21 protein-coding genes are annotated in these 22534 nt (G+C 36.1%); 6 read left to right on the top strand and 15 right to left on the bottom strand.

Annotated features, from left to right (window positions below; genetic code table 11):
* Positions 1–359: 359 nt before the first annotated feature.
* Genes KI343_RS16805 through KI343_RS16795 form a run of 3 tightly spaced genes read right to left on the bottom strand, consistent with a single transcriptional unit; the run spans position 360 to position 4026 of the window.
* On the bottom strand, positions 360–866 hold the full coding sequence (locus tag KI343_RS16805) for a PadR family transcriptional regulator (protein WP_212927572.1): 507 nt from the start codon (positions 864–866) through the stop codon (positions 360–362).
* A gap of 6 nt (positions 867–872) precedes the next feature.
* Positions 873–3338: an ABC transporter permease gene (locus KI343_RS16800; protein WP_212927571.1), complete on the bottom strand. Its 2466-nt coding sequence runs from the start codon at positions 3336–3338 to the stop codon at positions 873–875.
* A complete protein-coding gene (locus KI343_RS16795; RefSeq protein WP_212927570.1) occupies positions 3307–4026 on the bottom strand; it encodes an ABC transporter ATP-binding protein in 720 nt (239 codons plus the stop codon). The genes KI343_RS16800 and KI343_RS16795 overlap by 32 nt, the downstream gene beginning before the upstream one ends.
* A gap of 228 nt (positions 4027–4254) precedes the next feature.
* On the opposite strand from KI343_RS16795, the gene KI343_RS20385 reads away from it, so the two are divergent.
* Positions 4255–4458, top strand: coding sequence for an aspartyl-phosphate phosphatase Spo0E family protein (locus KI343_RS20385; RefSeq protein WP_280530147.1), 204 nt, complete (start codon positions 4255–4257; stop codon positions 4456–4458).
* A 188-nt stretch (positions 4459–4646) separates the two neighbouring features.
* Here the strand turns inward: KI343_RS20385 and KI343_RS20230 are convergent, their stop codons facing one another.
* Entirely contained in the window at positions 4647–4781 is a 135-nt protein-coding gene (locus tag KI343_RS20230) for a putative holin-like toxin (RefSeq protein WP_244857056.1), read from the bottom strand.
* A 422-nt stretch (positions 4782–5203) separates the two neighbouring features.
* On the opposite strand from KI343_RS20230, the gene KI343_RS16785 reads away from it, so the two are divergent.
* The 4 genes from KI343_RS16785 (at position 5204) to KI343_RS16770 (ending at position 8505) form a co-directional block, all read left to right on the top strand.
* Entirely contained in the window at positions 5204–6433 is a 1230-nt protein-coding gene (locus KI343_RS16785; RefSeq protein WP_244857058.1) for a DNA polymerase IV, read from the top strand.
* The gene (locus tag KI343_RS16780; protein ID WP_212927568.1) at positions 6433–6783 is read left to right on the top strand and encodes a YolD-like family protein; all 351 of its coding nucleotides are present in this window, start codon (positions 6433–6435) and stop codon (positions 6781–6783) included. The genes KI343_RS16785 and KI343_RS16780 overlap by 1 nt, the downstream gene beginning before the upstream one ends.
* A gap of 176 nt (positions 6784–6959) precedes the next feature.
* A complete protein-coding gene (locus tag KI343_RS16775; protein WP_212927567.1) occupies positions 6960–7823 on the top strand; it encodes an ATP-dependent DNA ligase in 864 nt (287 codons plus the stop codon).
* A gap of 4 nt (positions 7824–7827) precedes the next feature.
* Positions 7828–8505: an SOS response-associated peptidase gene (locus tag KI343_RS16770; protein ID WP_212927566.1), complete on the top strand. Its 678-nt coding sequence runs from the start codon at positions 7828–7830 to the stop codon at positions 8503–8505.
* A 41-nt stretch (positions 8506–8546) separates the two neighbouring features.
* Here the strand turns inward: KI343_RS16770 and KI343_RS16765 are convergent, their stop codons facing one another.
* From KI343_RS16765 to KI343_RS16750, 4 genes are all read right to left on the bottom strand, one after another.
* Positions 8547–8735: a hypothetical protein gene (locus tag KI343_RS16765; RefSeq protein ID WP_212927565.1), complete on the bottom strand. Its 189-nt coding sequence runs from the start codon at positions 8733–8735 to the stop codon at positions 8547–8549.
* Positions 8736–9713: 978 nt separating this feature from the next.
* The gene (gene mle / locus KI343_RS16760) at positions 9714–10571 is read right to left on the bottom strand and encodes an alpha/beta fold macrolide esterase (protein ID WP_212927564.1); all 858 of its coding nucleotides are present in this window, start codon (positions 10569–10571) and stop codon (positions 9714–9716) included.
* Positions 10572–10621: 50 nt separating this feature from the next.
* Positions 10622–11530: a macrolide 2'-phosphotransferase gene (locus KI343_RS16755; protein ID WP_212927563.1), complete on the bottom strand. Its 909-nt coding sequence runs from the start codon at positions 11528–11530 to the stop codon at positions 10622–10624.
* Positions 11531–11553: 23 nt separating this feature from the next.
* Entirely contained in the window at positions 11554–12150 is a 597-nt protein-coding gene (locus KI343_RS16750; RefSeq protein ID WP_212927562.1) for a TetR/AcrR family transcriptional regulator, read from the bottom strand.
* 456 nt (positions 12151–12606) lie between these two features.
* On the opposite strand from KI343_RS16750, the gene KI343_RS16745 reads away from it, so the two are divergent.
* A complete protein-coding gene (locus KI343_RS16745; RefSeq protein ID WP_212927561.1) occupies positions 12607–12855 on the top strand; it encodes an ATP-dependent DNA ligase in 249 nt (82 codons plus the stop codon).
* A 169-nt stretch (positions 12856–13024) separates the two neighbouring features.
* Here KI343_RS16745 and KI343_RS16740 read toward each other — a convergent pair whose 3' ends face one another.
* The 7 genes from KI343_RS16740 to glmM form a co-directional block, all read right to left on the bottom strand.
* Positions 13025–14497: a PH domain-containing protein gene (locus tag KI343_RS16740; RefSeq protein WP_212927560.1), complete on the bottom strand. Its 1473-nt coding sequence runs from the start codon at positions 14495–14497 to the stop codon at positions 13025–13027.
* A complete protein-coding gene (locus KI343_RS16735) occupies positions 14494–14991 on the bottom strand; it encodes a PH domain-containing protein (protein WP_212927559.1) in 498 nt (165 codons plus the stop codon). The genes KI343_RS16740 and KI343_RS16735 overlap by 4 nt, the downstream gene beginning before the upstream one ends.
* Before the next feature lie 102 nt (positions 14992–15093).
* The gene (locus KI343_RS16730) at positions 15094–15354 is read right to left on the bottom strand and encodes a ribosomal protein L7/L12 (protein ID WP_212927558.1); all 261 of its coding nucleotides are present in this window, start codon (positions 15352–15354) and stop codon (positions 15094–15096) included.
* Between the two features lie 383 nt (positions 15355–15737).
* The gene (locus KI343_RS16725) at positions 15738–16343 is read right to left on the bottom strand and encodes a Tn7-like element transposition protein TnsE (RefSeq protein ID WP_244857055.1); all 606 of its coding nucleotides are present in this window, start codon (positions 16341–16343) and stop codon (positions 15738–15740) included.
* A gap of 304 nt (positions 16344–16647) precedes the next feature.
* Positions 16648–18450, bottom strand: coding sequence for a glutamine--fructose-6-phosphate transaminase (isomerizing) (gene glmS / locus KI343_RS16720; RefSeq protein ID WP_212927557.1), 1803 nt, complete (start codon positions 18448–18450; stop codon positions 16648–16650).
* Positions 18451–19171: 721 nt separating this feature from the next.
* Complete coding sequence (locus KI343_RS16715) at positions 19172–20968, bottom strand: S9 family peptidase (RefSeq protein ID WP_212927556.1); 1797 nt, start codon at positions 20966–20968, stop codon at positions 19172–19174.
* A 210-nt stretch (positions 20969–21178) separates the two neighbouring features.
* Complete coding sequence (gene glmM, locus KI343_RS16710) at positions 21179–22522, bottom strand: phosphoglucosamine mutase (RefSeq protein WP_212927555.1); 1344 nt, start codon at positions 22520–22522, stop codon at positions 21179–21181.
* Between the last annotated feature and the right edge of the window lie 12 nt (positions 22523–22534).

The raw sequence follows: 22534 nt of genomic DNA, 5'->3' as shown, positions 1-22534 counted from the left end.
TAACAGATTATAACCAAAGATGGGGAGAACGTAAGTTAAGAGGATTCGCAAGCGCATATCAAGCATTACAAAACATGTTTGAAGAGCGCTACGGGGAGTAGGTAAGAAACGAGCTAATTTTCAGACATCTTCCCCGGGTACCCGGGGAAGGTGTCTGAAAATACATCCCAATAGAGAGGATACCCTATTAATTTACACAAACTTATTGACAGTACCTATCGTCTTTCTTCAAAATAGGATTCTCCTTTTAAATTCGTGATAAAGTAAAAAGTCTAGTAACAGTGTAAAAGGGTTTACGTAAGGTCACTTTCGACTTATTTAGCAAAGGTTTTCTCTTTGTAGAAACCTTTGCCTAGAAATTACGACCGATTTCGATTTTCAACCTGATTAATCCAATTTAAATCTGCTTCTAGACGCAAGAGCGTACCAGTGATTAATAAATACCTATTCTCGTCACCTTGAAGAAGAAATTCCGTTTTTAATTTAGTCAATTCCATAACATCTTTCATTATCATTGCTTTTTGTTGATCAAGCATTTTCTTTTCCTGTTCGAAATTAATCTTACGGGCACAGCTCCATTTAAAATGGAAGTCGTCCCTAGTAGAATGATAGGGTACGGGTTCCAACAACCAATTTTCCAACTCATTTTTACCTTCCGTATTTATTTTATAAAGTTTTCTTTCTTGGTCATCCATTCCTACAGATAAGACAAGTTGATCACGAATTAAACGGTCGAGAGTAGTATAGATTTGTCCTGGGTTAACTTTCCCTTTAATTCCCAAAAGGGATTCTAGTTCTATTTTTAATTCATACCCATGATTATTTTTTAGGACTAGCAATGTTAATATTCCGTATTTAACCGACATAATTACTTAACCTTCTTTGAGTGATGATATAATATTTATTTTACTAGCCGTAGTACTAGAAATCCAAGAAGCAAAGAGACTTAGAGAAACACCAGCAATCAGCGCCAGTATAATATTTCCTAAAGGTATTTGAAAAGATATAAACCCTCCAAGAAGTTTAGATTGGCTGGTGACATAAACTAATATCATTCCTGATGCTATACCTCCAATAACTCCTGACAATCCTATAAGTAGACCTTCTCCAATTATCATTTTTCTAACTTGCTGTTTAGTAAAACCAAGTGCTCGCATTGTTCCTATCTCGGAGTTGCGCTCCAAAGTATTCATTAATAAAGTATTAGCTGTACCAATACTAGCTAGCCCCACGATTAAAACTAACATGGTTAAAATTAACTCGTTCATGCCAGATAATGCAGAAGTAGTTGATTTGATTGCTTCTTCTACAGTTTCAACTTTTGAGAGATGTTTGCTAAAATCTTGCCATAACTGATCCCGTAATTGTTCACCAGTATATCCGTCATTTAAAGTTAGTAGCATGTCAAAACTATTCGCCCAGCCAAATTCATTATTTAGATAACTTTCATCCATAAATGCGACATAGCCTGAATAATGCGATGTATTCACAACTTCAATGACTTTAAGTTGTTGTACACCAGAAGGGGCATTTATGTGAATATATCCCCCAACATCTCCACCCCATTCATCAAAAGCCCGTTTGCCAAGAAGAATAGATGGTTCCTTCTTTAATTCTTTATATAATTCATCTCTTTCAGGGTCCTCAAACAAGGTTGGTCCCTCTTTATCTACAGCAAAGATGGAAAACTGCCTCTTCTTACCATCGATTGTTTCCCATGTAATTGGCTTAGCTTCCGTAAAAGGCTCAACATTTGAAACAGACTCATAAGATCGCAGAGTTGCTATATCCTCATTAGACCAAGGCGCTTCTGAAGTAACTCTTAGATCTCCCCCATACGTATTCCTAATTTCGTTTTCATATCCTTCGGGAGCAGTTTCTATAACCGCACTCAGTAATAATATTACTGCTATCCCGACGGCAAGAATAGCGGAAGTATTGGCATTTCGATTTAATTGTTGTGTGAGATTTCGGGCTGCCATATTTCCAGAGTAGCCGAAAACTATCTTCAAAATAGGTTTAAATATCCGACTCAGACCTAGTAACAGTAATGGGAACAACAGAATAATGCTTGCTAAAATAGCTAAATAAGAGACAGGATGATCAATAAATACAAAAGAAAGCAAACCAACTCCCACAATGGCTCTGATTATATGTTGCCTCGTTGATGAATGCGTTTGATTTGCCTTTTTTAATGTCAATAACACCGAAGTTTTTCCCGCATTGTAAATAGGAAATAAAGAAAAAACAACAGGAAATAGAATTCCAATTACTACGGCTGTTAATGCCGGTATTTTCCAATTTAACGTGTAAACCATGTCAAACTCAAATACGCTAAGCAAAGTTTGCATAAACATATCTCCGAGCCAAATTCCTATGGGTACCCCAATTGCTGTACCTATTAATGCTAAAAGTATGACATCTATAAAAATAAGTCTGGAAACAGAACTTTGCAGATAACCAAAACTCTTCATTATCGCAAATTCCTTTTTCCTCTCCATAACACTTGTATAAATCATATTAAAAACAATGAAACCACTGATAAACATAGATAACCCAGCAATTAAGTAAAAGAATGTATACAGTCCCCCGATGTCGTTACTTTGTTGATCATCTGCGACAACTGGCTGTACATATACATTTGAATGAAGAAATTCTTTCTGGAGAGATTGAAAGAGTTGCTGCCCGTCTTCATTTGTTTGAAATCGTAAATATGAAAGCTCGTTATCCATACCCGTCCACTCTCTTAACAAATCAAGTGGTGCCATAACGCGAAAGCTGGTCGATTCAGCACCTTCCCAGTCACTGGGGCTTGCAAGCAGCTGTGTATATTCAACAATGGCGGAAACCTTGGCTTCTCCCAAATCGGCAAACCGAATTGTATCTCCTACCTTTTTATTTAACAGATTTGCAACGACTTCTGGTATTACCAACCCTTCATTATCTAAACTACCTTCAATCACGGGAAGTTTTAGTAAAGGACTATTTTGATCATTCACGCCCGTGATTCGTACTGATCTTTGATTAAGAGATTTATCGCCCTCAAGTTCAAAGAAAGCTTGTTTATCAAGAGCGAGCAATGTTTCCATAACAGCTGAACTAGTCGAAACCGACGAAACAGAATCTTCAGATAATGTATGTTTATCACTTAGAATCCAGTAATCCGCATTAGCCACATACATTTGTTCATAATAATTGAAAACATCATTTGTTGTTTTGTCTGCAACAAGCATAGATGTTACAAAAGATATGCCTAAGATAATCCCAAGCAGTGAAATAAAAAATCTTTTTTTATTTTTTGTTATGTTACGCCATGAAATTCGCCACATATTCAGCATAATCATCATCCTTTCTAGAAATCACTTGATCAATAACTCCATCTTTAAAAAGAATAATTCGATCCGCAAATCCAGCTGCGAAAATGTCATGCGTAACCATTATGATTGTTTGATTGTTTTCTCGGTTGAATCTTGATATTAATCCAAGAATTTCTTCGGCTTTATTTCTATCTAAATTTCCTGTTGGTTCATCAGCTAATAAAACGGAAGGATTATTGACCAGCGCCCTGGCTATAGCTACTCTTTGTTGTTGACCACCACTAAGCAAATTCGCTCGTTTCCGACCAAGCCCGTTCAATCCAACGGAATCGAGTAATTCTAAAATTTGTTGATTTCTTTCTTTAGTTAAATTGCCATCTGCATGAAGAGGAAAAGCTATATTTTCTTCTACAGTTAATGTAGGTAGTAGCTGGTAATTTTGGAAAATAAAACCTATGTACTTCCTACGGAATATCGTTCTTTCTTTTTCCGTCATATTATTTAAATAACTCTGGTTTATTAATATATCTCCTTTAGTAGGTATATCGAGACCACCTAAAAGTTGGAGTAATGTACTTTTTCCAGAACCACTTGGCCCCATTATAGCCACGAACTCTCCTTCCCTAACGTCCAAATCAACACCTTTCAACACTTGAGTTTTTTCTTGACCCTGCAAAAATTCCTTATTTAAATTACTAATTTTAATCATATTATTTCCTCCCGTTCTTCACTCATTTTATTATATACTAAGTATATAATAAAAAAATCAAAACACAAGTCTAAATACACTTTAAAATAATACAAATCGTATTTTCTGAATTCAAAAATACCCCTAAACAATACATACTTGGTATATATTGTTTAGGGGTATCATATTAACTATTCGAATAAAGTTTACAATACGTGCATGATTTTTTTGTAAGGGTCCTTCATTAATTTGTTTAGGCTACAGAAGCGTAGGATCAATCAACTGAAAAAGGAATTGATCCAAATTGCAAGGCTAACTAGCTTAAATAGCTATGACACCCTACGTTGTAGTCAAAAGCTAGACGAACTCATTACCATCTATCAAAATCAAAACAACTTAAAAAATAAAACTAGAAACCATAAGATCAACTATACACAAACGTGTGCTTTTTAAACAACTTAATCAACTTATGTTTTCTTTTTTTATATAAAAGGGTATAATGTAATTAGAAATGAATACATTAAAAACGACTGAAGGTGCGCTAACACCTTCAGCCTATACAATAGCTTGGTTCCCTTCAAGGGGGCTGGCACTTAAGGATATTCCACCCTATTAATGAGCCGCTAACTCAAGGGTGGGTTTTATTTTTTGTTATTTTTATCTGACATAATCGCAACAATTAACGCTCCGAAACTAATCATAAGCATCAATCCTTCTGCAACTGTCATCGGCATCACCCCCTTTCGGGGTGCGCCAACCACCCATGAGTTAACCAATATGCTATTGTCCTCTAATTATACCATCTGATAAAGATTAAATACATTTATTTTCAATATCGCAATACCCTCGGAATCTTAATTCTTCCTTTGTTTTCTTTTTGTCTAAGTCTAAAAAAACTATGTCAATAGAATATTTTTCCTTTGTATAAAGAACGAACGTTTGTATATAATATAAATTATACAAAACAAATGTTCGGAGCGATTAATGTGATTAATTTTATAAAAAGAGCATGTGACAATAAAACTCCTATACAGATCATTTATATTGACAATGACCATCAAATAAGCCAGCGCACAATTGAGGTATTAGCCATATCCCAAACAACGGTAAAAGCCTATTGCTATACTAAGTGCCAATTCAGACAATTTAAGTTATCCAATATTTTATCGGTAGGATCCATAAAGCAAGGGAGAGTTAGCTGATGGAGAAAATAATTTTTCTCGTTGACATGCAATCCTTTTATGCTTCGGTTGAAAAGGCGAGGGATAAATCTTTACAAGATAAACCTGTAATCGTAGCCGGAGATCCGAAAAGAAGAAGTGGGATCGTACTTGCTGCTTGTCCGTTAGCTAAGAGAAAGGGGATCACTACCGCTGAGACATTAGGTTCTGCTTTAATTAAATGTCCCGAGGTCCAAGTAGTCCGTCCACACATGCAATTATATATAGATGTTTCTGTGCAAATAAGCAAAATCATGGAACAGTTTACACCTATTGTTGAGCCGTTTAGCATTGACGAACAATTTATGGATGTGTCAGGAAGTCAAAGACTATTCGGTAATCAATTTGAAATCGCTAAAAGATTACAATCTAAAATTATGCATGACACTGGAATATATGCCAGAGTAGGGATTGGGCCGAATAAAATCTTGTCCAAGATGGCTTGCGATAATTTTGCAAAGAAAAATAAGGACGGCATTTTTCGGCTTGATCAGAGCAATATCGAAGAGCTTTGGAAGCTTTCTGTTGGGAGTATGTTTGGTGTCGGCAATAAAATGCAGAGACATTTACATGGGATGGGCATTTATACGATAGGAGCCCTAGCTAAATACCCTGTTAAATATTTGATAAAACGCTGGGGTGTAAATGGAGAAGTGCTATGGCAAACAGCCAACGGGATAGATTATTCGCCCGTCACTGTTACGACTCACGACAAGCAAAAAGCAGTTGGGCATCAAATGACATTGCCAAGGGATTACAAAAATCTAAACGAGATTAAGGTCGTGTTATTAGAGCTTTGCACAGAAGTAGCTAGGCGTTGTAGATTAAAAGGATATATGGGGGTCACTGTGTCGTGCGGAGTTCGTGGGGCTAATTTTGATTACCCCACAGGGTTTCATAGGCAAGTCACACTGCCGTTTCCCACTAATTACGATTTAGATATTTTTAACGCTGCCTTTAAACTCTTAAAACAATTTTGGGACCGTGAACCCATAAGGAGTTTAGGAGTAAGCCTGTCAAACCTAGAAATATCCAACAATTATCAACTGGACTTGTTTGACAACTATTTGCATAAAGAACATCTAAATGAAGCGATTGATGCCATTTGGAATAAGTATGGTCATGCAGCTTTATATAGAGCTTCTTCTCTTACAGGTGCAGGTCAGGCGGCTGAACGTACTGCTAAGATTGGAGGGCATTATAAATAATGGCGATTAATAAATTAACTAAAGGTCACAACCTACGCTGGGAGTCCAGTAGAATGATGCTACCCGAACACGTCTCGGCGCTAAACGCTTCAAGATTTGATGCTACAAAAGATAAAAAACCGACCATTGACGAACAGCAATGGGAAGAGTATTCTCTGATCATTCAGGAAGCTAGAGCTAATAATAGAAAGGTAAGAATTACCGTTTGGAGCGACGGTTTTTTTCGAGATATGATTGGTTGGATTCACAGTGTCGATCCTCAACTAAAAAAAATACGAATCGATTTAGATGAGATTGATGTAGTTTATATAAATCTTGATGAAATTGCAGGAGTAGAGACTATGGACTGAAGATGACACAAAACCACTTCATAGTTGTCTGTGATAAACCCTATATCCTATCATTACATGGCAAGCTTATGGTTCGATATATAGCCATAAGTATGCCTTTTTCTGGCTACTTTCCCTGAAACCTTCCATTCAACCAATACTATTATGATGTTAAAATTGAATATGGAGGGTTTTATATGTTATTTACAGCCATTAAACCAATGCTCGTACACCCTAGCGATTATATTCCAGTTAAAGCAAACTACATTCATCAATTAAAACTAGATGGTCATAGAGCCTTGCTACACTTTAATGATGGAGCTATTATGATATACACTCGTCACGGCAATGAGGTGACTTATAAATATCCCGAATTACAAAATCTACAATTTCCCGTTTCAAACTGCATATTAGATGGAGAAATGATTTGCTTTGACTCTGACAATAAGCCATGTTTTGATAGTTTGATGTCTCGGTTTAGAGCAACTAGGGCTGGCAAGATAAAAGAATTAACAGATTTGTTGCCCGTCCATTTTTCAGCGTTTGATATCTTGTTTTTAAATGGCGAATCTTTACTAAACAAACCACTAGCTGATCGCTTAGCAGCTTTGGAAACCGTGATAACAAACACACCTTACATTTCTATTTGCCCAACGTATTCAGACGGTCATGAACTATTTAACAGCGTAGAGTCACTTGGTCTTGAAGGTATAGTGTCCAAGAATTTAGATAAAACTTATACAATGGATGCTCGACCTACTAATTCTTTTTTAAAGATCAAAAACTATCAGTATGCTACTGTCAAAATCGCTGGTATTCGTAAACAAAAATTCGGCTGGTTAATGCTTGGGTCTGATGACCGTTATAAAGGCGTACTTGAATTTGTACCACCTAATGAACGAAAATCCTTTTACCAAATTTCCAAGCAGTTGATAACCAGTGAGGATAAAGACTATATTTATCTTGATCCCCTTATCAGTTGCGAGGTTAAATACCAATGTCTAAGTAAAAAAGGTTATATGCGTAGTGCTAGTTTTCAAAAATTTATTATTAAGGAGTGATCCTATGTGCGGCCGTTTTACCCTTTTCGCAACGTTTGATGAAATTATCGAGCGTTTTGACATTGACCAAATGATCGACGAAAGCTTGTACACCCCGAATTACAATGTGGCTCCATCCCAATCTGTATTAGCAGTCATTAACGACGGAACTAACAGCCGTTTAGGCTACCTCCGTTGGGGCTTAATCCCTTCATGGGCAAAAGATATGAAAATCGGCTACAAGATGATCAATGCCCGCGCAGAAACGTTGACAGAAAAACCTAGCTATCGTAACGCATATAAACAAAGGCGCTGTTTAGTCCTTGCTGACTCGTTTTATGAGTGGAAACGGCATGACGATAAGACTAAGACCCCAATGCGTATAAAACTTAAATCTGATAACCTATTTGCAATGGCAGGCTTATGGGAAACTTGGCGCTCGCCTGATGGGAAGCCTGTTCATTCTTGTACTATTATAACTACAAAACCTAACAAGCTTGTAGAAGAGATCCATGACCGCATGCCGGTTATTATTAAACCAGAATACGAATCTACCTGGCTTGATAAATCCATCACCAATACGGATCGCCTTAACGATCTATTGGCACCTTTACCCGAGGACCTGATGGAAGCTTACGCAGTGTCCAGCCTTGTTAACTCGCCGAAAAATAACAACCCTAATTTAATACAGAAAATCAGTTAGGGTTGTGGCTATTTGCCTTTTTATTCGAAATGCGACATAGTTTACTCGTAATTTTTTAATCTAAGTTCACAATCCTGAACAGTGATTTTTAATCTCCTTACCTTCTGTTTTAATGTTTTTAAAACAATGGGAGGAATATCTTCTGTTTGTTCAATAAACCTTGAAATAACTTCTTTTTGCTCTTTTGCAGTATTCAATTCATTTGTTAATTCTTGTACACGTTCTAACATATTTAAAACCCTCCTCTATAAATTGTTATGTCGCTTTTTTAGAGCGACTCTATTTCCCAGTAATCACAATCGCAAACAGGTATATTGATTTCATATTCCCCATTACTATTTAATATTTCAAGTTCCGATTCATATGTGATTTTTAGATACTCGTCCGTGCAATCGCAATGACAATGGCGATATCTAGGTGAAAAATGGCAAACTAAAGTGTTTTGATTTGTACCCACTGTGATTAATTCTACTGTAGCCTTATCAATGTTAAGAATGAAGTCTATAGCTTCATTGAGTGATATTTCTCCTGCGGTCGATCCATTAATTAAATAATTAAAATCTAATAACTTAAATAACTCTCTTATGTTAAAATGATTTTCCTTTTCCATTCTCTTAATAAGGGAATATTTTTCAGACTTAAACATTATTATCATTGTTGCTATGAAATAAAGTTTGATCAAAAATCCTTCACAAACCCGTATTTTATGGCAAAAAAAGAGGAAGCTATTTTGAAAAAATATTGATTAAAGTAGATTCTTTTCATTTGAAGGATTGTGTAGTTTTATAAAAAAGTTCGATCAAAATATTTTATAAATGCTGATATAACAATGTCTCTTTTAGATTTACCCTTCCAATACGGTACGACTTTTTTATACAGATCACTAATGGACCCAGCCCCGAATTGATATTGATTTTTGATTGGATAACGGTTGATTACATAATGCCCTACCCGCTGCTCCTCCCGCTTCCTTTGCCGTTTGGATACCAACTATTTAGCAGTAGGTACCGACTTTTTTTAGCATGGGGAAGAGGAAAGAAACAGGGGGATATAATAGAAAAAAGTATACAGAGATAAGTAGAATTGTTCATTACTACAATCGCTAAGAATATAATGAGCTCCACGTACCCCTTGCCCGTTTTCTTGTCGCTTAGATACTACATATTTAAGTAAGTGCATTCAACACTAATGGGATTTCAAACCTAAGTTTATTTACTTTTAATTGTTTCTGTATGAGAAAAAATAGCATCAATTATGGTATCCCAATCTTGATAATGTATTTCATGGCCAACTCCCTCAAGAGTTAGAAGTTTGGAATTAGGGATTTCTTTAGATAGAACTTTACCATGCTCATATGGTAAAACCCGATCTTCTGTCCCATGAATAACTAATATAGGAACCTTTATATCTTTAAGCTGGCTGGCGTACTCATCCCCACCTTTTAAAAGGGCATGGTTAAATTGACTTAACAAATTGTTTGCCCGATTAAAATCGGTTCTCGCCAATTCATATATCCTCTTTTCATCAAAATCATGCTTTGATCCATTAAGGAGTTGCCAACTCTTGACCATATACTTTACAGCTGATTCTTGATCATCCCAGTTTACTGTATTCGCCGCTGAATGATATTCTAGTATTTTGGTATCTATATGTGGTAAGTCAGTTCTGCGGGAACCAATAGCAGTTGTAGCGATTAAAGTAGCCGTAGAAACTCTCTTGGCATGTCTTAACGCTAAAATTTGAGCCACCATTCCTCCCAAAGACATTCCTACAACATGTGCTTCTTTTATGTTATAGGCATCAAGAATCCCCGTAGCGTCATCAACCAAGTCAACGATTGTATACCCAATTTGTCCCGGTTCGTAATAAGTTGACTTTCCGACATCCCGATTATCATAACGGATCACGTATCTGCCTGTAGCAGCTAACCTTTCACAAAAATCAACGTCCCACCAGACCATCGAGGCATTAGCTCCCATTATAAGCAAAATAGCCGGATTATTAGAGTCCCCAAAGCATTCTGTACAAATATTAACACCATTAACGCTTATCATCTTTTCACTCATTCAAGATTCCTCCATCTTAATAGATAAAAAGGTCCAGCGGTTATCCGTGATTAAGCTTCAATCACTTGTAACACCTGTTTTGCCATCTTCAAATACTCATCACTATCAGATACAATTGCAAATTCTGCGATTGCAACAGGATATGCCGCTTCTAATTCAATAATATGCTCTTTCATTTTCGGCCAAACATATCCACCTGCCTCTTTATAGGCATTGATTAACAATTCAAAGCCCTCTTCCCCAAAAGTCCTGAAAAGTACAACAAAATCATTCGATACATCAGACACCTTTGCTTCAGTCCAATCAATCAAACCCGTCACGTTCCTAGCTTGATCAATCAGAATGTGACCTGCATGAACATCGCCGTGAATTAGTCCAGTTTTATTGGGCCACATTTCATCATTCTGAATCCAGCTTTGCCAACGATCCCATAGTGAATCACCTACACCAATTTCTTCTCTTACAGCATCCATACGGTCCTTCATTGACCGTCTTGCTTCTTCTGGTGTATGCAAGGTTAAACCAACTTCCATAGCCTTTTCGATTGGAACATTATGCAAAGCTACAAGTGCTTTTCCAAGGGTCTGGTAAAAACATTCTGGCACATTGTTAATATCAAGTTCCCACACATAGTTTTGAATATCATGATCAATTGTACCCGCAGGGACTCCATTTAACTTTTTATATGCAATTAAATCATTTGTATAAATCGACCAATTTGGAGCTTCAAAAACTGTGATCTGCTCATTCACCAAATCTAATGCTTTTTTTTCTTCCCTAGTTCTTGGCATAACATCATCACGTCTGGGTAATCGCAGTACCCATTCATCTTCTAGCTGATCAACTGCAAATACCACCTGAAAATCCAGACCTGATTCATTAAATACTAAAGTATCCTTATTTAGGATTAACCCGTGTTTAGAAGCAAGCTCTAAAACTTCATTTTTCGAGTTACTCATTTTATCACTTCCTAATAATATTTTTATCTTTCCAGTTCATTTGCTACAGCATTAAAAACAATCTCTTGAACTTTAGGATAAATTTCCTCACCAAGATCTTTTTTATGAATAATCATTGCTAAACAAGCTCGGATCACACCAGCAATAATCTCGATTTCCTCTTCTACGATTGTTTTTAGCTCTTTATTCTTCTTAATAAATTCCATGAGTGGAACAATGCTTCTTAGGGTATTAGTTGCAGAATATTGCGGATCTATCTTTCTCGTGACCATGTTGAATTCATCCAGATTTGTGATTAGCCTCTTTGTTAAGATATTCAATTCCAACGCAGAAGACATTTCATGCAAATAGACATTAATTGCCCTGCGTACATCCCTTTCTTGTTCCACCTTTGGCCAGACTCGTCTTTCAATTTCTTCTCCCTCTAAGGCTAATAACTCAAGGTAAAGCATTTCTTTTGATTCAAAAAAGACATAAAAACTGCTTTTAGCTATAGAAACTGCAGAAGTTATTTCTTCAATTGATGTATTTTTTAACCCCTTATTGATAAAACATTGGTGGGCAGTTTGCAACATATTTTGTCTAATTTTCTCTTTTTCTGCTTCTGTAAATTTTGGCACTATAATTTCACCTCATATCTAACATTAAAACAAAACATAAAAACAATTTGTTTATTTGTTTTTATAATATGTTAAATTCTTTAAAACGTCAAGGCCATAGTTGAATGCACAAAAAGACTTTAGTTGGACACTTAACAGGAAGATGGAGAGAAAAGACAATTTTTATTTTCATTTCCCTTTTTAATAATACTCTCTCCAGTTTTATAAAAATACCCTTTGGACAAGCATATCCAAAAGGGGAAAAACGGTGCAATTTTTCTATAAACAGTTAATTTTTTTATAAACGGTCGAACTTTTTTACAAACGGTTAAACTTTATTTTAAATCTACAAATTGAGGTATTAGCCATATCCCAAACAACGGTAAAAGCCTATTGCTATACTAAGTGCCAATTCAGACAATTTAAGTTATCCAATATTTTATCGGTAGGATCCATAAAGCAAGGGAGAGTTAGCTGATGGAGAAAATAATTTTTCTCGTTACAGATTTGTTGCCCGTCCATTTTTCAGCGTTTGATATCTTGTTTTTAAATGGCGAATCTTTACTAAACAAACCAATTGCTGATCGATTAGCAGCTTTGGAAACCGTGATAACAAACACACCTTACATTTCTATTTGCCCAACGTATTCAGACGGGCATGAACTATTTAACAGCGTAGAATCACTTGGTCTTGAAGGTATAGTGTCCAATGTTGGTTTGGAATAAAGTTTGATTAAAAATACCTCCCAAACTCACATTTCACGATAAATAAAAAGAATCCATTTTGAAAAAAGATTGATCAAAATGGATTATCACTTGTGAAAGTATGAAAAACTTTTATAAAAAAGTTTGATCATTTTCTCCCCTTGTTGTTCAATAATTGCGCTCATTTTCACTATTTGGAATTACTTTTAACGATTTTAACTGGTCGTTTTTCAAACCATTTAATGAATGACTCTCCAAATTTCCAAGGAATATCTTCAATCATTTCGTGATGAACTGGTTTAGATCGATTGACTGTTTTTAGTGTAGCAATTTTAAACTGCTTTTGTAACCATGATCGTTTTAATCTGACCTCAATAATTTTCTCACGTCTAGTGATAAAAACATTTTTCGAAAATGTCCCAGATTTGAATTGTAAAATCTCTCCGTTAATAATATAGCCCGTATTCAAGTATTGCAGAAAACGCCCTCCATAAGCAAGAATAAAAATAACAGCAGACCACCATAAGTCAATATTTAAAATAAAGAGTAATATTGTAAAGATAATCCCAAACCAAGGAATGCGAAGAAGATTCATCCATAATGCCGTTTTGGGTAAACGTTCCATAGTATGTACCACTGTGAAATTAGGAGTTAATTCTTGTATTAATAAATATGCTTTTTGAATGGGTAAATAAGGATAGAGCGAGCTAAAGGTATTTTCTTCTTTATCAATTTCGCCTGCAGTAACAAGTTTTACCTCCGCAATACCAAGTAAACGTTTTATTAATGATTGTTCAATTTTAATTGCTTGTACATGATGTTTTTTAATTGTAAAAACTTTTTCATTAAATACACCCTTTTGTATGAAAATATGTTTGGAATCTGAAGAGACTATAAATTTTCCATATTTAAAATAAGTCATTACAATTCCAAAAATAATAGACACTATGACTAAGAGTGAAGCTGAAATAATAATAAAGATCCATGACATCAATAAATTGGCAATCCAGTGGTCTACTTGGGCTTCGATATTATATAATTCATTCACCCTAAAATACATAGAAACTAAAATAGGTATTAGTACTAGAAATTGAAGTGATGTAAAGGATGCTTTTATTATATCCTTCTTCGTAGTTGTAAAATGAACGGTACGTTTAGTCTGGAGATTTTCGTTATCCATTCTTTCTAGCTTATTGATTTCTATAGGAGTACCCGATTGTGAACGTCCTATAGTATTTGTAATCAAATCTGCCTGCTGTTTAGAAATTACATTTAGTTTGATTGATGCGTTTTTGTTCACAGATCCAGTCTCTAATATTACCGAAGTAACATTAAAAGGACGTAGAACAGCCGTTGTTTGTTGCTGAATGTTTTGTATTTGTATCAAAGGAATATTGCGTCGTTGCCTTGAAATAATACCAAAATTCATTTGAATATAATCTTCATTAAGAATATAACTCGTTGTCAGCCATCGTATTATAATATAAATGAAATTAAGAATTAGATAAATATATAGGAAGTAACGCATGAAAATATAAAAACCGGAATCAACATTAAACTTTAGAACAATAAAATAGATAATTGCTACTGAGAAATTTCTTAAAGTAGTGGCAAACTCCAGAAAAATATATAATGGATGTAGACGTTGTTTTCTGTGTCTCATTGTTCAACTTCCTTAATTTTTGCAAATTGAGCAATTTGCTTACTTAATTCCACACCTTCTTCTTTTGTTAGTCCAGGTATGGATAGAGAAGAGCCCATCGTTCCAATATTAATTGTGCATAGCTTGTATTTCCGTAGAATAGGCCCTTGTGCTATTGAGACAAATTGTATTTTTGTCATGGGAACAATAATAAATGTTTCATTAATGTGGCCATATTTTAAACGAACGTATTGTTCATCAATATGATATCGCCAATGTTTTTGAAAAAACACAGGTTTAAAAAGGATTGACCAAATGCCACTGATTAGCGCAATGCAGAACAGGCTATATATAACAATCGGCAGCCAAACATACCAACCGAAATAATAGTTTATAAGGAGAACGCTAAAAAGTACCAGAAATATTATTAGATAACCAATAGAGTAACTAATTCTTAAAACTGTTATTATTTTCTTTGAAATGCGATTTTGTTGATAATGAAATTCATCTTCCAAAAAAGGCACACTCCTATTGCAAGGGACATTTAAAACTGTGTAAATATAAATAACTGCCAACCTTATTTATTGCTTTGTTAGCAGCTTTTATGTTTGTGTAAATTATTTTGATGGTTTATTTTTATCTACAAACTCTTTTGCATCCAATAAACCTAAACCCGTTTTTTCTCTAACATATTTAACTACAGCTACCTCATTTTCATTCCGCTCAAGCATGGCTTGAACTTCCTTAGAAAGCTCAGGATAATCTTTGTTTAGATTTGTCTTTACAACTTCTTTTTCCTTTTTACTTTTATTAAGATAAATCCATATTAGAACAACTACTATTACAATTATACAGAAGCCAATTAATTGTGTAGCCATATTAATTCCTCCTTGAAAAAACTTTATATCATAGCAATAATTAATTTAACCTATATATTTTATACGAATTTGATTGAAAAAAGTTTCTTTATTCTATTAAGCACAAGCAGTGAATAGGTGAACATAAATTATTTTACCTCTTGTTGCCATCGTATTATCAATATAATAATAAAGGAAAAAGCCGAATTGTTCCTTCCTCTAGCTAGGAATTAACCTTTTTATAATCAACAATCTGTCCAATTGTGGTGAAAGTTATTTTTTTGTATCATTTTTTTGCTCTAAAGGAGTTAATTACATTGTATGTAAGCCTGATTGTTGGAAGTCATCCCCCATTAATAATGAGTCTTCCCTTCATTTTCTGAAATAAAACGTATAAGCAGGCATTATGAGAGTTTACCTATTAAAATACCAGCTCTATGTTGAATACCTTTACTACTATGCTTTGCTTTTACTATTTTAACCCCTTGTTTCTCAAAGTATCCTAATGACTTGCTAACCCAAGTACCACTAGCATTAACAAGGCTCACAAGCAAATGCTGATAAATGGAAGCCCAATTCTGTACGGAATTTGAGGATAAAATAATCGTCGATAATGAACGATGTTCACGTTCAACCTCAATAATGTTGAAGCGATTACCATTCATCATAAATACTTCAGCAATCACATAACGTCTTTTAGTAATACCATCGCTAAGCCTTGTAAATCTGCGTTCCCCTAGTCCCTCCGGCAATACATCAGTAAATGCCCGAATTGCTTTTACTTCTGGATATTGCTCCAATACCTTCAAGACATTAATAAAGTCCTGCAATTCCCCTTGAGCCTTAATTTCATGCAGCATTTGATGTTCCAATCCCCTAGCCAATTGCTGACCACCACTATCTGCTGCAGAACGGATGTAGTCATTTTCACCGTAGTATCTCTTGGTATTTTCGTCTTCTTCCAAATGTTGCTTGGAAGAACCACGTTTAATCCGTTTGACCTTAGGCACCGAAGTATATTCATGTCTTAATTGATTCATCTGTACAAGATCAAAATCTTCCGTAGCCCCATCGACTTGTTCATCTAATGTAAATCCTTCTTCACCATCTTTTTTATTTAAAGAACGATATGTATACTTCTTCTCTTCTTTAGACTTCTCTTTATCCTGTATTTCCGGATGTGAGATTGAAATACTTTCATAACAAAAACACCCCTTTAGACAATCAAATCCAAAGGGGCAAAGCTTCGCATCTTTTTTACAAACATCGCGACTTTATTTTAATCCTACAACAAATATTAATTAAATCCTTCTCCTACTCTACCGTCACACTCTTCGCCAAGTTACGTGGTTTATCCACGTCACAATCACGGTGAAGAGCTGCATAGTAAGATAGCAGCTGCATTGGAATAACACTTACCAATGGAGTTAACAGCTCATGAACCGGTGGCAATACAAAAGCATCTTCATCGTGTTCTAGACCTTTTGAGCTGATAATCATTGCATTTGCTCCACGCGCCACAACTTCTTGCACATTTCCGCGGATGGAGTAATTTACATTTTCTTGCGTTGCCAAAGCAACAACTGGTGTGCCATCTTCAATCAATGCGATGGTACCATGTTTCAATTCTCCTCCAGCAAAACCTTCTGCTTGGATATAAGAAATTTCTTTTAGCTTCAATGCTGCTTCTTGAGCAACATGATAGTCTGTACTGCGACCAATAAAGAATGCATTGCGCGTTGTAGCAAAATAATCTCTTGCTAACTGCTCAAGTTCCTCTTTTTGGTTCGTAATAACTTCCATTGCATTCGCTACAATAGCAAGTTCTTGAAGCGGGTCAAAATCTAATTCGATACCTTTTGTTCTTGCTGTATCTACTGCAAGAATGGCTAAGACAGCGATTTGTGCTGTGTATGCTTTTGTGGAAGCAACAGCGATTTCTGGTCCAGCATGTAAAGGCAACGTATAATTTGCTTCACGAGAAAGGGTGGATCCAGGCACGTTTGTTAATGTAAGTGCTGGATGTCCTAATTCTTTTATCTTAACTAAAACGGCACGACTATCTGCAGTTTCACCACTTTGAGAGATAAAGATAAACAATGGTTTTTCAGATAGCAGCGGCATGTTATATGAAAATTCACTAGCAACGTGAACTTCTACAGGAATGTTAGAAAGCTTTTCAATAAATTCTTTTCCAACTAATCCAGCGTGATAGCTCGTTCCTGCTGCAATGATATAAATGCGATCCGCTTTTTTCATGGCTTGACGAACATCTTTATCTAACTTTAATTCGCCCTTTTCATCCTGATATTCACGAATAATCTTTCGCATAACGATTGGTTGTTCATCAATTTCTTTCAGCATGAAGTGAGGGTAAGTTCCTTTTTCTGTATCACTTGCATCGATTTCTGCTGTAAATGGTTCACGTTCGATTACTTCTCCATCTAATGTTTGCACTTCAACAAAGCTTCGGTTCACAAGAACGATTTCTTTATCATAGATTTCCAAGTACTCATTTGTTTCTTTCAACGTTGCCATTGCGTCACTTGCGATTAAGTTAAATCCTTCTCCTAAACCGACTAACAGTGGACTTTTATTTTTGGATACATACAAAGTATCATGATCTTCTGCATCAATTAAGCCGATAGCATAAGAACCTTTTAGCAGGCTCATTGCTTCTCCAAATGCTTTTTTTGTATCTTGATGCTTCTCATAAAGTTTTTCAATAAGCTGTACGATAACTTCTGTGTCTGTTTCACTAACGAAGTCTACATCTTCTAGATATTCTTTCTTTAGGGCAACATAGTTTTCAATAACACCATTATGCACAATGGTAAAACGTTCAGATGAGCTTTGATGTGGATGCGCGTTTTGCACACTCGGCACACCATGCGTAGCCCAGCGCGTATGACCAATACCAATTGTAGCCTCAATACGATTATCTACTTCTTCACGTAACGCTGCAATACGTCCTTTTACTTTTGTTACGTGTACACCATCTTCACCTAAAGTTGCAATTCCTGCAGAGTCATATCCGCGATATTCTAATTTTTCCAAGCCTGTTAATAAAATTTCTTTCGTATCATTTTGTCCAATATAACCGACGATTCCGCACATGTCGATGTCCTCCTTGTTTTAAGGGGCAGAGACAAAAGACCGATTTAAAGTGAAGGGGCTTTTGTCCTGCCCCTTTCCCGTGTTGTATTATAAGACATCTTTCTTTATCTCTTTGTACACTAGGTCACCCTAATGGTTTAAAGATAAAGCAACAACTGCGATGCACAGCTGGGAGGCACCCGCCGAATAATTCGATAACCCCCGACCTCGTCAACTATTCTTCCTATCCGTCCGTAGAATAGTCCTGGCGCTTGTTATTATAGATTCCGTTTTACTGCTTCACTTTGCCCCTTTCTTCCCCTAAATTCATCCTTGCATGACGGACCTTTCAAAATTAGGAAAACAAGAACTTTCTATATTTTATCGGAAAGTCATATTCAAGGTCAACCCTTTTCTTCCTTTCCGATAAGTTAGTTTATGAATTCCTTTTAAAAATGTTGCAGAATCTTCACAAGTGACGGAATGGCTTCCTATTACAGAAGGTGGTAAGAAAAGGGTTGAAGCAGATTGGTATAACTGAAAATATAAGAAGAACTTTTCTAAGAAAATTTTTATGATTTACCTAAAGTTACATAAATTTGTTTTAACAACTCAAACCCCAAAAAGCGTTTAAATTATATAAAACGCAATTAAAACATATTCACTGAACGAATTAGCCATGATTCCAAACCAAACACATCAGCGAAGCTAAAATTAGAATAGCTTCGCCGATGTGTTTTCTCTACTTGTGCTTCTCCATAAACTCTAACATCCGCTTATAAACTTTAATTTCATTCTCTTTTTTCGAAAACCCATGCCCTTCGTCTTCCAAGACCAAGTATTCAACATCTCGGCCTTTATCCTTCAAATTTTGAACGATTTGATCCGATTCTTCTTTTACTACCCGAGGGTCTTTTGCACCCTGGATAACCAGCATTGGCTTTGTCATTGTTTCTAAATAGGTTACTGGAGAGTCCTTTATAAATCGTTCCTTATCCCGTTCTGGGTCGCCAAGCCATCTTTCCATAATTGGTTTCCAATCCGGCGGTACAGAATTGACGAAAGTAAATAAGTCAGACGGACCAAAGATATCAATCACCGCTTTAAAGTATTCTGGATGACGTCCATGCAGGAGCAGTGCCATATAACCGCCGTAGCTTCCTCCAACTAAGAATAGATGGTCTGGATCAGTAATTTTTTGATCAATTAACCACTTGATTCCTTCCACATTATCAAGGCGCGGACCATGTCCCCAATCCTGCTCAACAAGTTTAACAAAAGAAGAACCATAGCCCGTACTACCGCGGAAATTTGGTGCAAAAATATGATATCCCCGATTTAGAATACTTTGGAACATCGCACGGAAGTATTTTCGTTCAGCAGCTTGCGGTCCGCCATGTGGCCAGAATACCGTATATCCATTTGCATTTTCGGGTTTTGCTTTAAAGAGCAGTGCTTCGATTTCCATCCCGTCAAAGGAAGAATACGTGACGATTTCTGGATCGACAAGCTCTTTCTCTGATACACCTAAGACACGATTATCTGTAAGCTGCTCCCATTGTCCACTCTGATCTTTTAAACGATAAATATTATCCGGTTTTGTGGCAGCGTGGCCAAGAAGGTAAACCTTCCCTGATTCTGTTACTGTCAGCTGATCAATAATATCAAAAGGCTTTTGAATCTCCCTCAACGCCCCTGAATTTAATCCATACTGGTAAAGCTTATCGACAACACCATTTTCCGTTACTAAATATAGTGAATCAGTCGCTTTATCGTATTTTACAGTCTTTATCGATTCTTTCTCTATTTCAAGAACTTTTGAAAACTTCTCTTGTTTGATATTATACTTGGCCAGATACATATATTCGCTCTCATAATCCGTTGGGAAATAAATGTTGTCGTCATCCGCGAAAACCGGTTCATAGGATACATGTACTTTTTTGGGATCAGGAGTAAGATAAATTTTTTCTCCCCCTTTTTGGATGAAAATATTATTATATGTGTTCGCAAACATACTTACATATACCAGGATTTCCTCATCTTCGGATACACTCGCTAGCGTAGTTGGTGCTCCTTCTCCCTCTGCTATCAGCTCATCTTTGTCTGTATCCAAATAGCGTACACGTGTATTAAAAAAAGCCGGATTATTTTCCGAAGTATTATAATAAACACGTTTCCCATCCTTACTTAAATGAGCAAATAAGTACTTTTCATTCTTTTCCCCAGAAATCAACGGCTGTGGTAAACCTCCCTCTTGCGGTAATGCATAAATATGATAGTTTTCATCGCCATCCGAATCATATCCTGTTAAAACATATGTACCATTCGGGTCAAACTGAATAAAATTAGAGTTCTCATCTTTTTGGGCAAACTGATATGGATATGGATGTTCTTTACTTAAATCTAACGCCCACAGATTGCGTTTTCCACTTAAATTTGTGGAGAATACAAGTTTTTTTTCGTCTTTGCTTAAGCTAAAATCATAAATGCTATATGTATAGAAAAATTGCTCTACTTCTGGTTTTGGAAAGGTTATCATTTTATCGCTCCTCACTTTTCAGTATATTCTTTATTCTATCACAAATAATACGATTAAAAGTGATTTGGGTTCTTATCTTCTTGATTGGAAGTAATGCATGCTTTCACGCGTCTGTCCAAAGGGCAAGCTATAAGCGTTCCTTTTTTCTTAAAAACAAAAAATCGTATAGATGACCTTCATCCATACGATTTTTTATTTTTAAGGCAACAATTAAGCACCTAAGTGATTTTCAATAACTTTTACAATGCGCTCTGCATAAGTTTTGCACTGCTCTTCTGTCTTCGCTTCCACCATCACACGCACAAGCGGTTCAGTTCCAGATGGGCGAACTAATACGCGTCCGTTATCCCCTAGTTCCTTCTCAACAGCTTGTACCTCATCTAAGATAATTGGACTGGTTAATGCTTCGTTCTTGTCTGTTACTCGAACGTTAATTAATGTTTGCGGGAAAATCGTCATTTCATCAGCTAATTCTGATAAAGGCTTGCCTGATTCTCGCATAACATTCACAAGCTGTAATGCCGATAACAGACCATCTCCTGTTGTAATATAATCTAAGAAGATGATATGACCAGATTGTTCTCCGCCTAAGTTATACCCGTTTTTACGCATTTCTTCCATAACATAGCGGTCACCGACTGCAGTCTTATCACTTTTTAGACCTGCTTCTTCCAATGCTTTATAAAAGCCTAGATTACTCATTACAGTAGAAACAACTGTATCCTTACGCAGCATACCAATTTCTTTTAAGTATTTTGCACAAATAAACATAATTTTGTCGCCGTCTACAATTCTTCCTTTTTCATCCACAGCGATAAGACGATCTCCATCTCCATCAAATGCAAGTCCGACATCTGCTTCTTTATCCAATACAAATTGCTGCAGGCCTTCTGGATGTGTAGAACCAACACCATCATTAATATTCAATCCTGTAGGTGACGATCCCATCGAATGGATATCTGCTTCTAAATCTGCAAATAGATGCGTAGCTAAGCTGGAAGTTGCCCCATGCGCACAATCCACTGCGATTCTTATACCTTCAAAATCGTTATCAATGGTATCTTTTAAGAAAGATAAGTATTTCTGTCTACCTTCAAAATAATCACTTACCGCGCCAATAGCAGCTCCAGTAGGGCGAGGTAAATCATCTTCCTCTTTATCTAATAAAGCTTCAATCTCAGCCTCTTGATCGCCTGTCAGTTTAAATCCATCTGGACCAAAGAATTTAATCCCATTATCTTCAACAGGATTATGGGAGGCAGAAATCATTACCCCTGCCTGCGCACTCATTGCTTTTGTTAAATAAGCAACACCCGGGGTTGAGATAACACCTAAACGCATTACCTCCGCACCTGTAGATAATAACCCTGCAATTAATGCACCCTCTAGCATATGTCCAGAAATACGCGTGTCTCTCCCTATTAATACGCGTGGTTTCACACTATCTTTTGTTAACGTATAACCGCCAAAGCGGCCGAGTTTAAATGCCAATTCAGGAGTTAAGCCTTCGTTGGCCACCCCTCTGACACCATCTGTTCCAAAAAATTTACCCATTTTATACCTCTC

The organism is Oceanobacillus sp. J11TS1 (assembly GCF_018333215.1).
In the GTDB taxonomy this organism is placed as follows: Bacteria; Bacillota; Bacilli; order Bacillales; family Amphibacillaceae; genus Oceanobacillus.
This window is presented reverse-complemented; position numbering and strand designations above follow the sequence as displayed.

Excerpts from the sequence above, each read along its gene's own strand:
- KI343_RS16775 (WP_212927567.1), top strand. The coding sequence starts at position 6,960 with ATGTTATTTACAGCCATTAAACCAATGCTCGTACACCCTAGCGATTAT.
- KI343_RS16805 (WP_212927572.1), bottom strand. The coding sequence starts at position 866 with ATGTCGGTTAAATACGGAATATTAACATTGCTAGTCCTAAAAAATAAT.
- KI343_RS16770 (WP_212927566.1), top strand. The coding sequence starts at position 7,828 with ATGTGCGGCCGTTTTACCCTTTTCGCAACGTTTGATGAAATTATCGAG.
- glmS (WP_212927557.1), bottom strand. The coding sequence starts at position 18,450 with ATGTGCGGAATCGTCGGTTATATTGGACAAAATGATACGAAAGAAATT.
- KI343_RS16740 (WP_212927560.1), bottom strand. The coding sequence starts at position 14,497 with ATGAGACACAGAAAACAACGTCTACATCCATTATATATTTTTCTGGAG.
- KI343_RS16765 (WP_212927565.1), bottom strand. The coding sequence starts at position 8,735 with ATGTTAGAACGTGTACAAGAATTAACAAATGAATTGAATACTGCAAAA.
- mle (WP_212927564.1), bottom strand. The coding sequence starts at position 10,571 with ATGAGTGAAAAGATGATAAGCGTTAATGGTGTTAATATTTGTACAGAA.
- KI343_RS16795 (WP_212927570.1), bottom strand. The coding sequence starts at position 4,026 with ATGATTAAAATTAGTAATTTAAATAAGGAATTTTTGCAGGGTCAAGAA.
- KI343_RS16780 (WP_212927568.1), top strand. The coding sequence starts at position 6,433 with ATGGCGATTAATAAATTAACTAAAGGTCACAACCTACGCTGGGAGTCC.
- KI343_RS16755 (WP_212927563.1), bottom strand. The coding sequence starts at position 11,530 with ATGAGTAACTCGAAAAATGAAGTTTTAGAGCTTGCTTCTAAACACGGG.
- glmM (WP_212927555.1), bottom strand. The coding sequence starts at position 22,522 with ATGGGTAAATTTTTTGGAACAGATGGTGTCAGAGGGGTGGCCAACGAA.
- KI343_RS16730 (WP_212927558.1), bottom strand. The coding sequence starts at position 15,354 with ATGGCTACACAATTAATTGGCTTCTGTATAATTGTAATAGTAGTTGTT.
- KI343_RS16745 (WP_212927561.1), top strand. The coding sequence starts at position 12,607 with ATGGAGAAAATAATTTTTCTCGTTACAGATTTGTTGCCCGTCCATTTT.
- KI343_RS16800 (WP_212927571.1), bottom strand. The coding sequence starts at position 3,338 with ATGCTGAATATGTGGCGAATTTCATGGCGTAACATAACAAAAAATAAA.
- KI343_RS16715 (WP_212927556.1), bottom strand. The coding sequence starts at position 20,968 with ATGATAACCTTTCCAAAACCAGAAGTAGAGCAATTTTTCTATACATAT.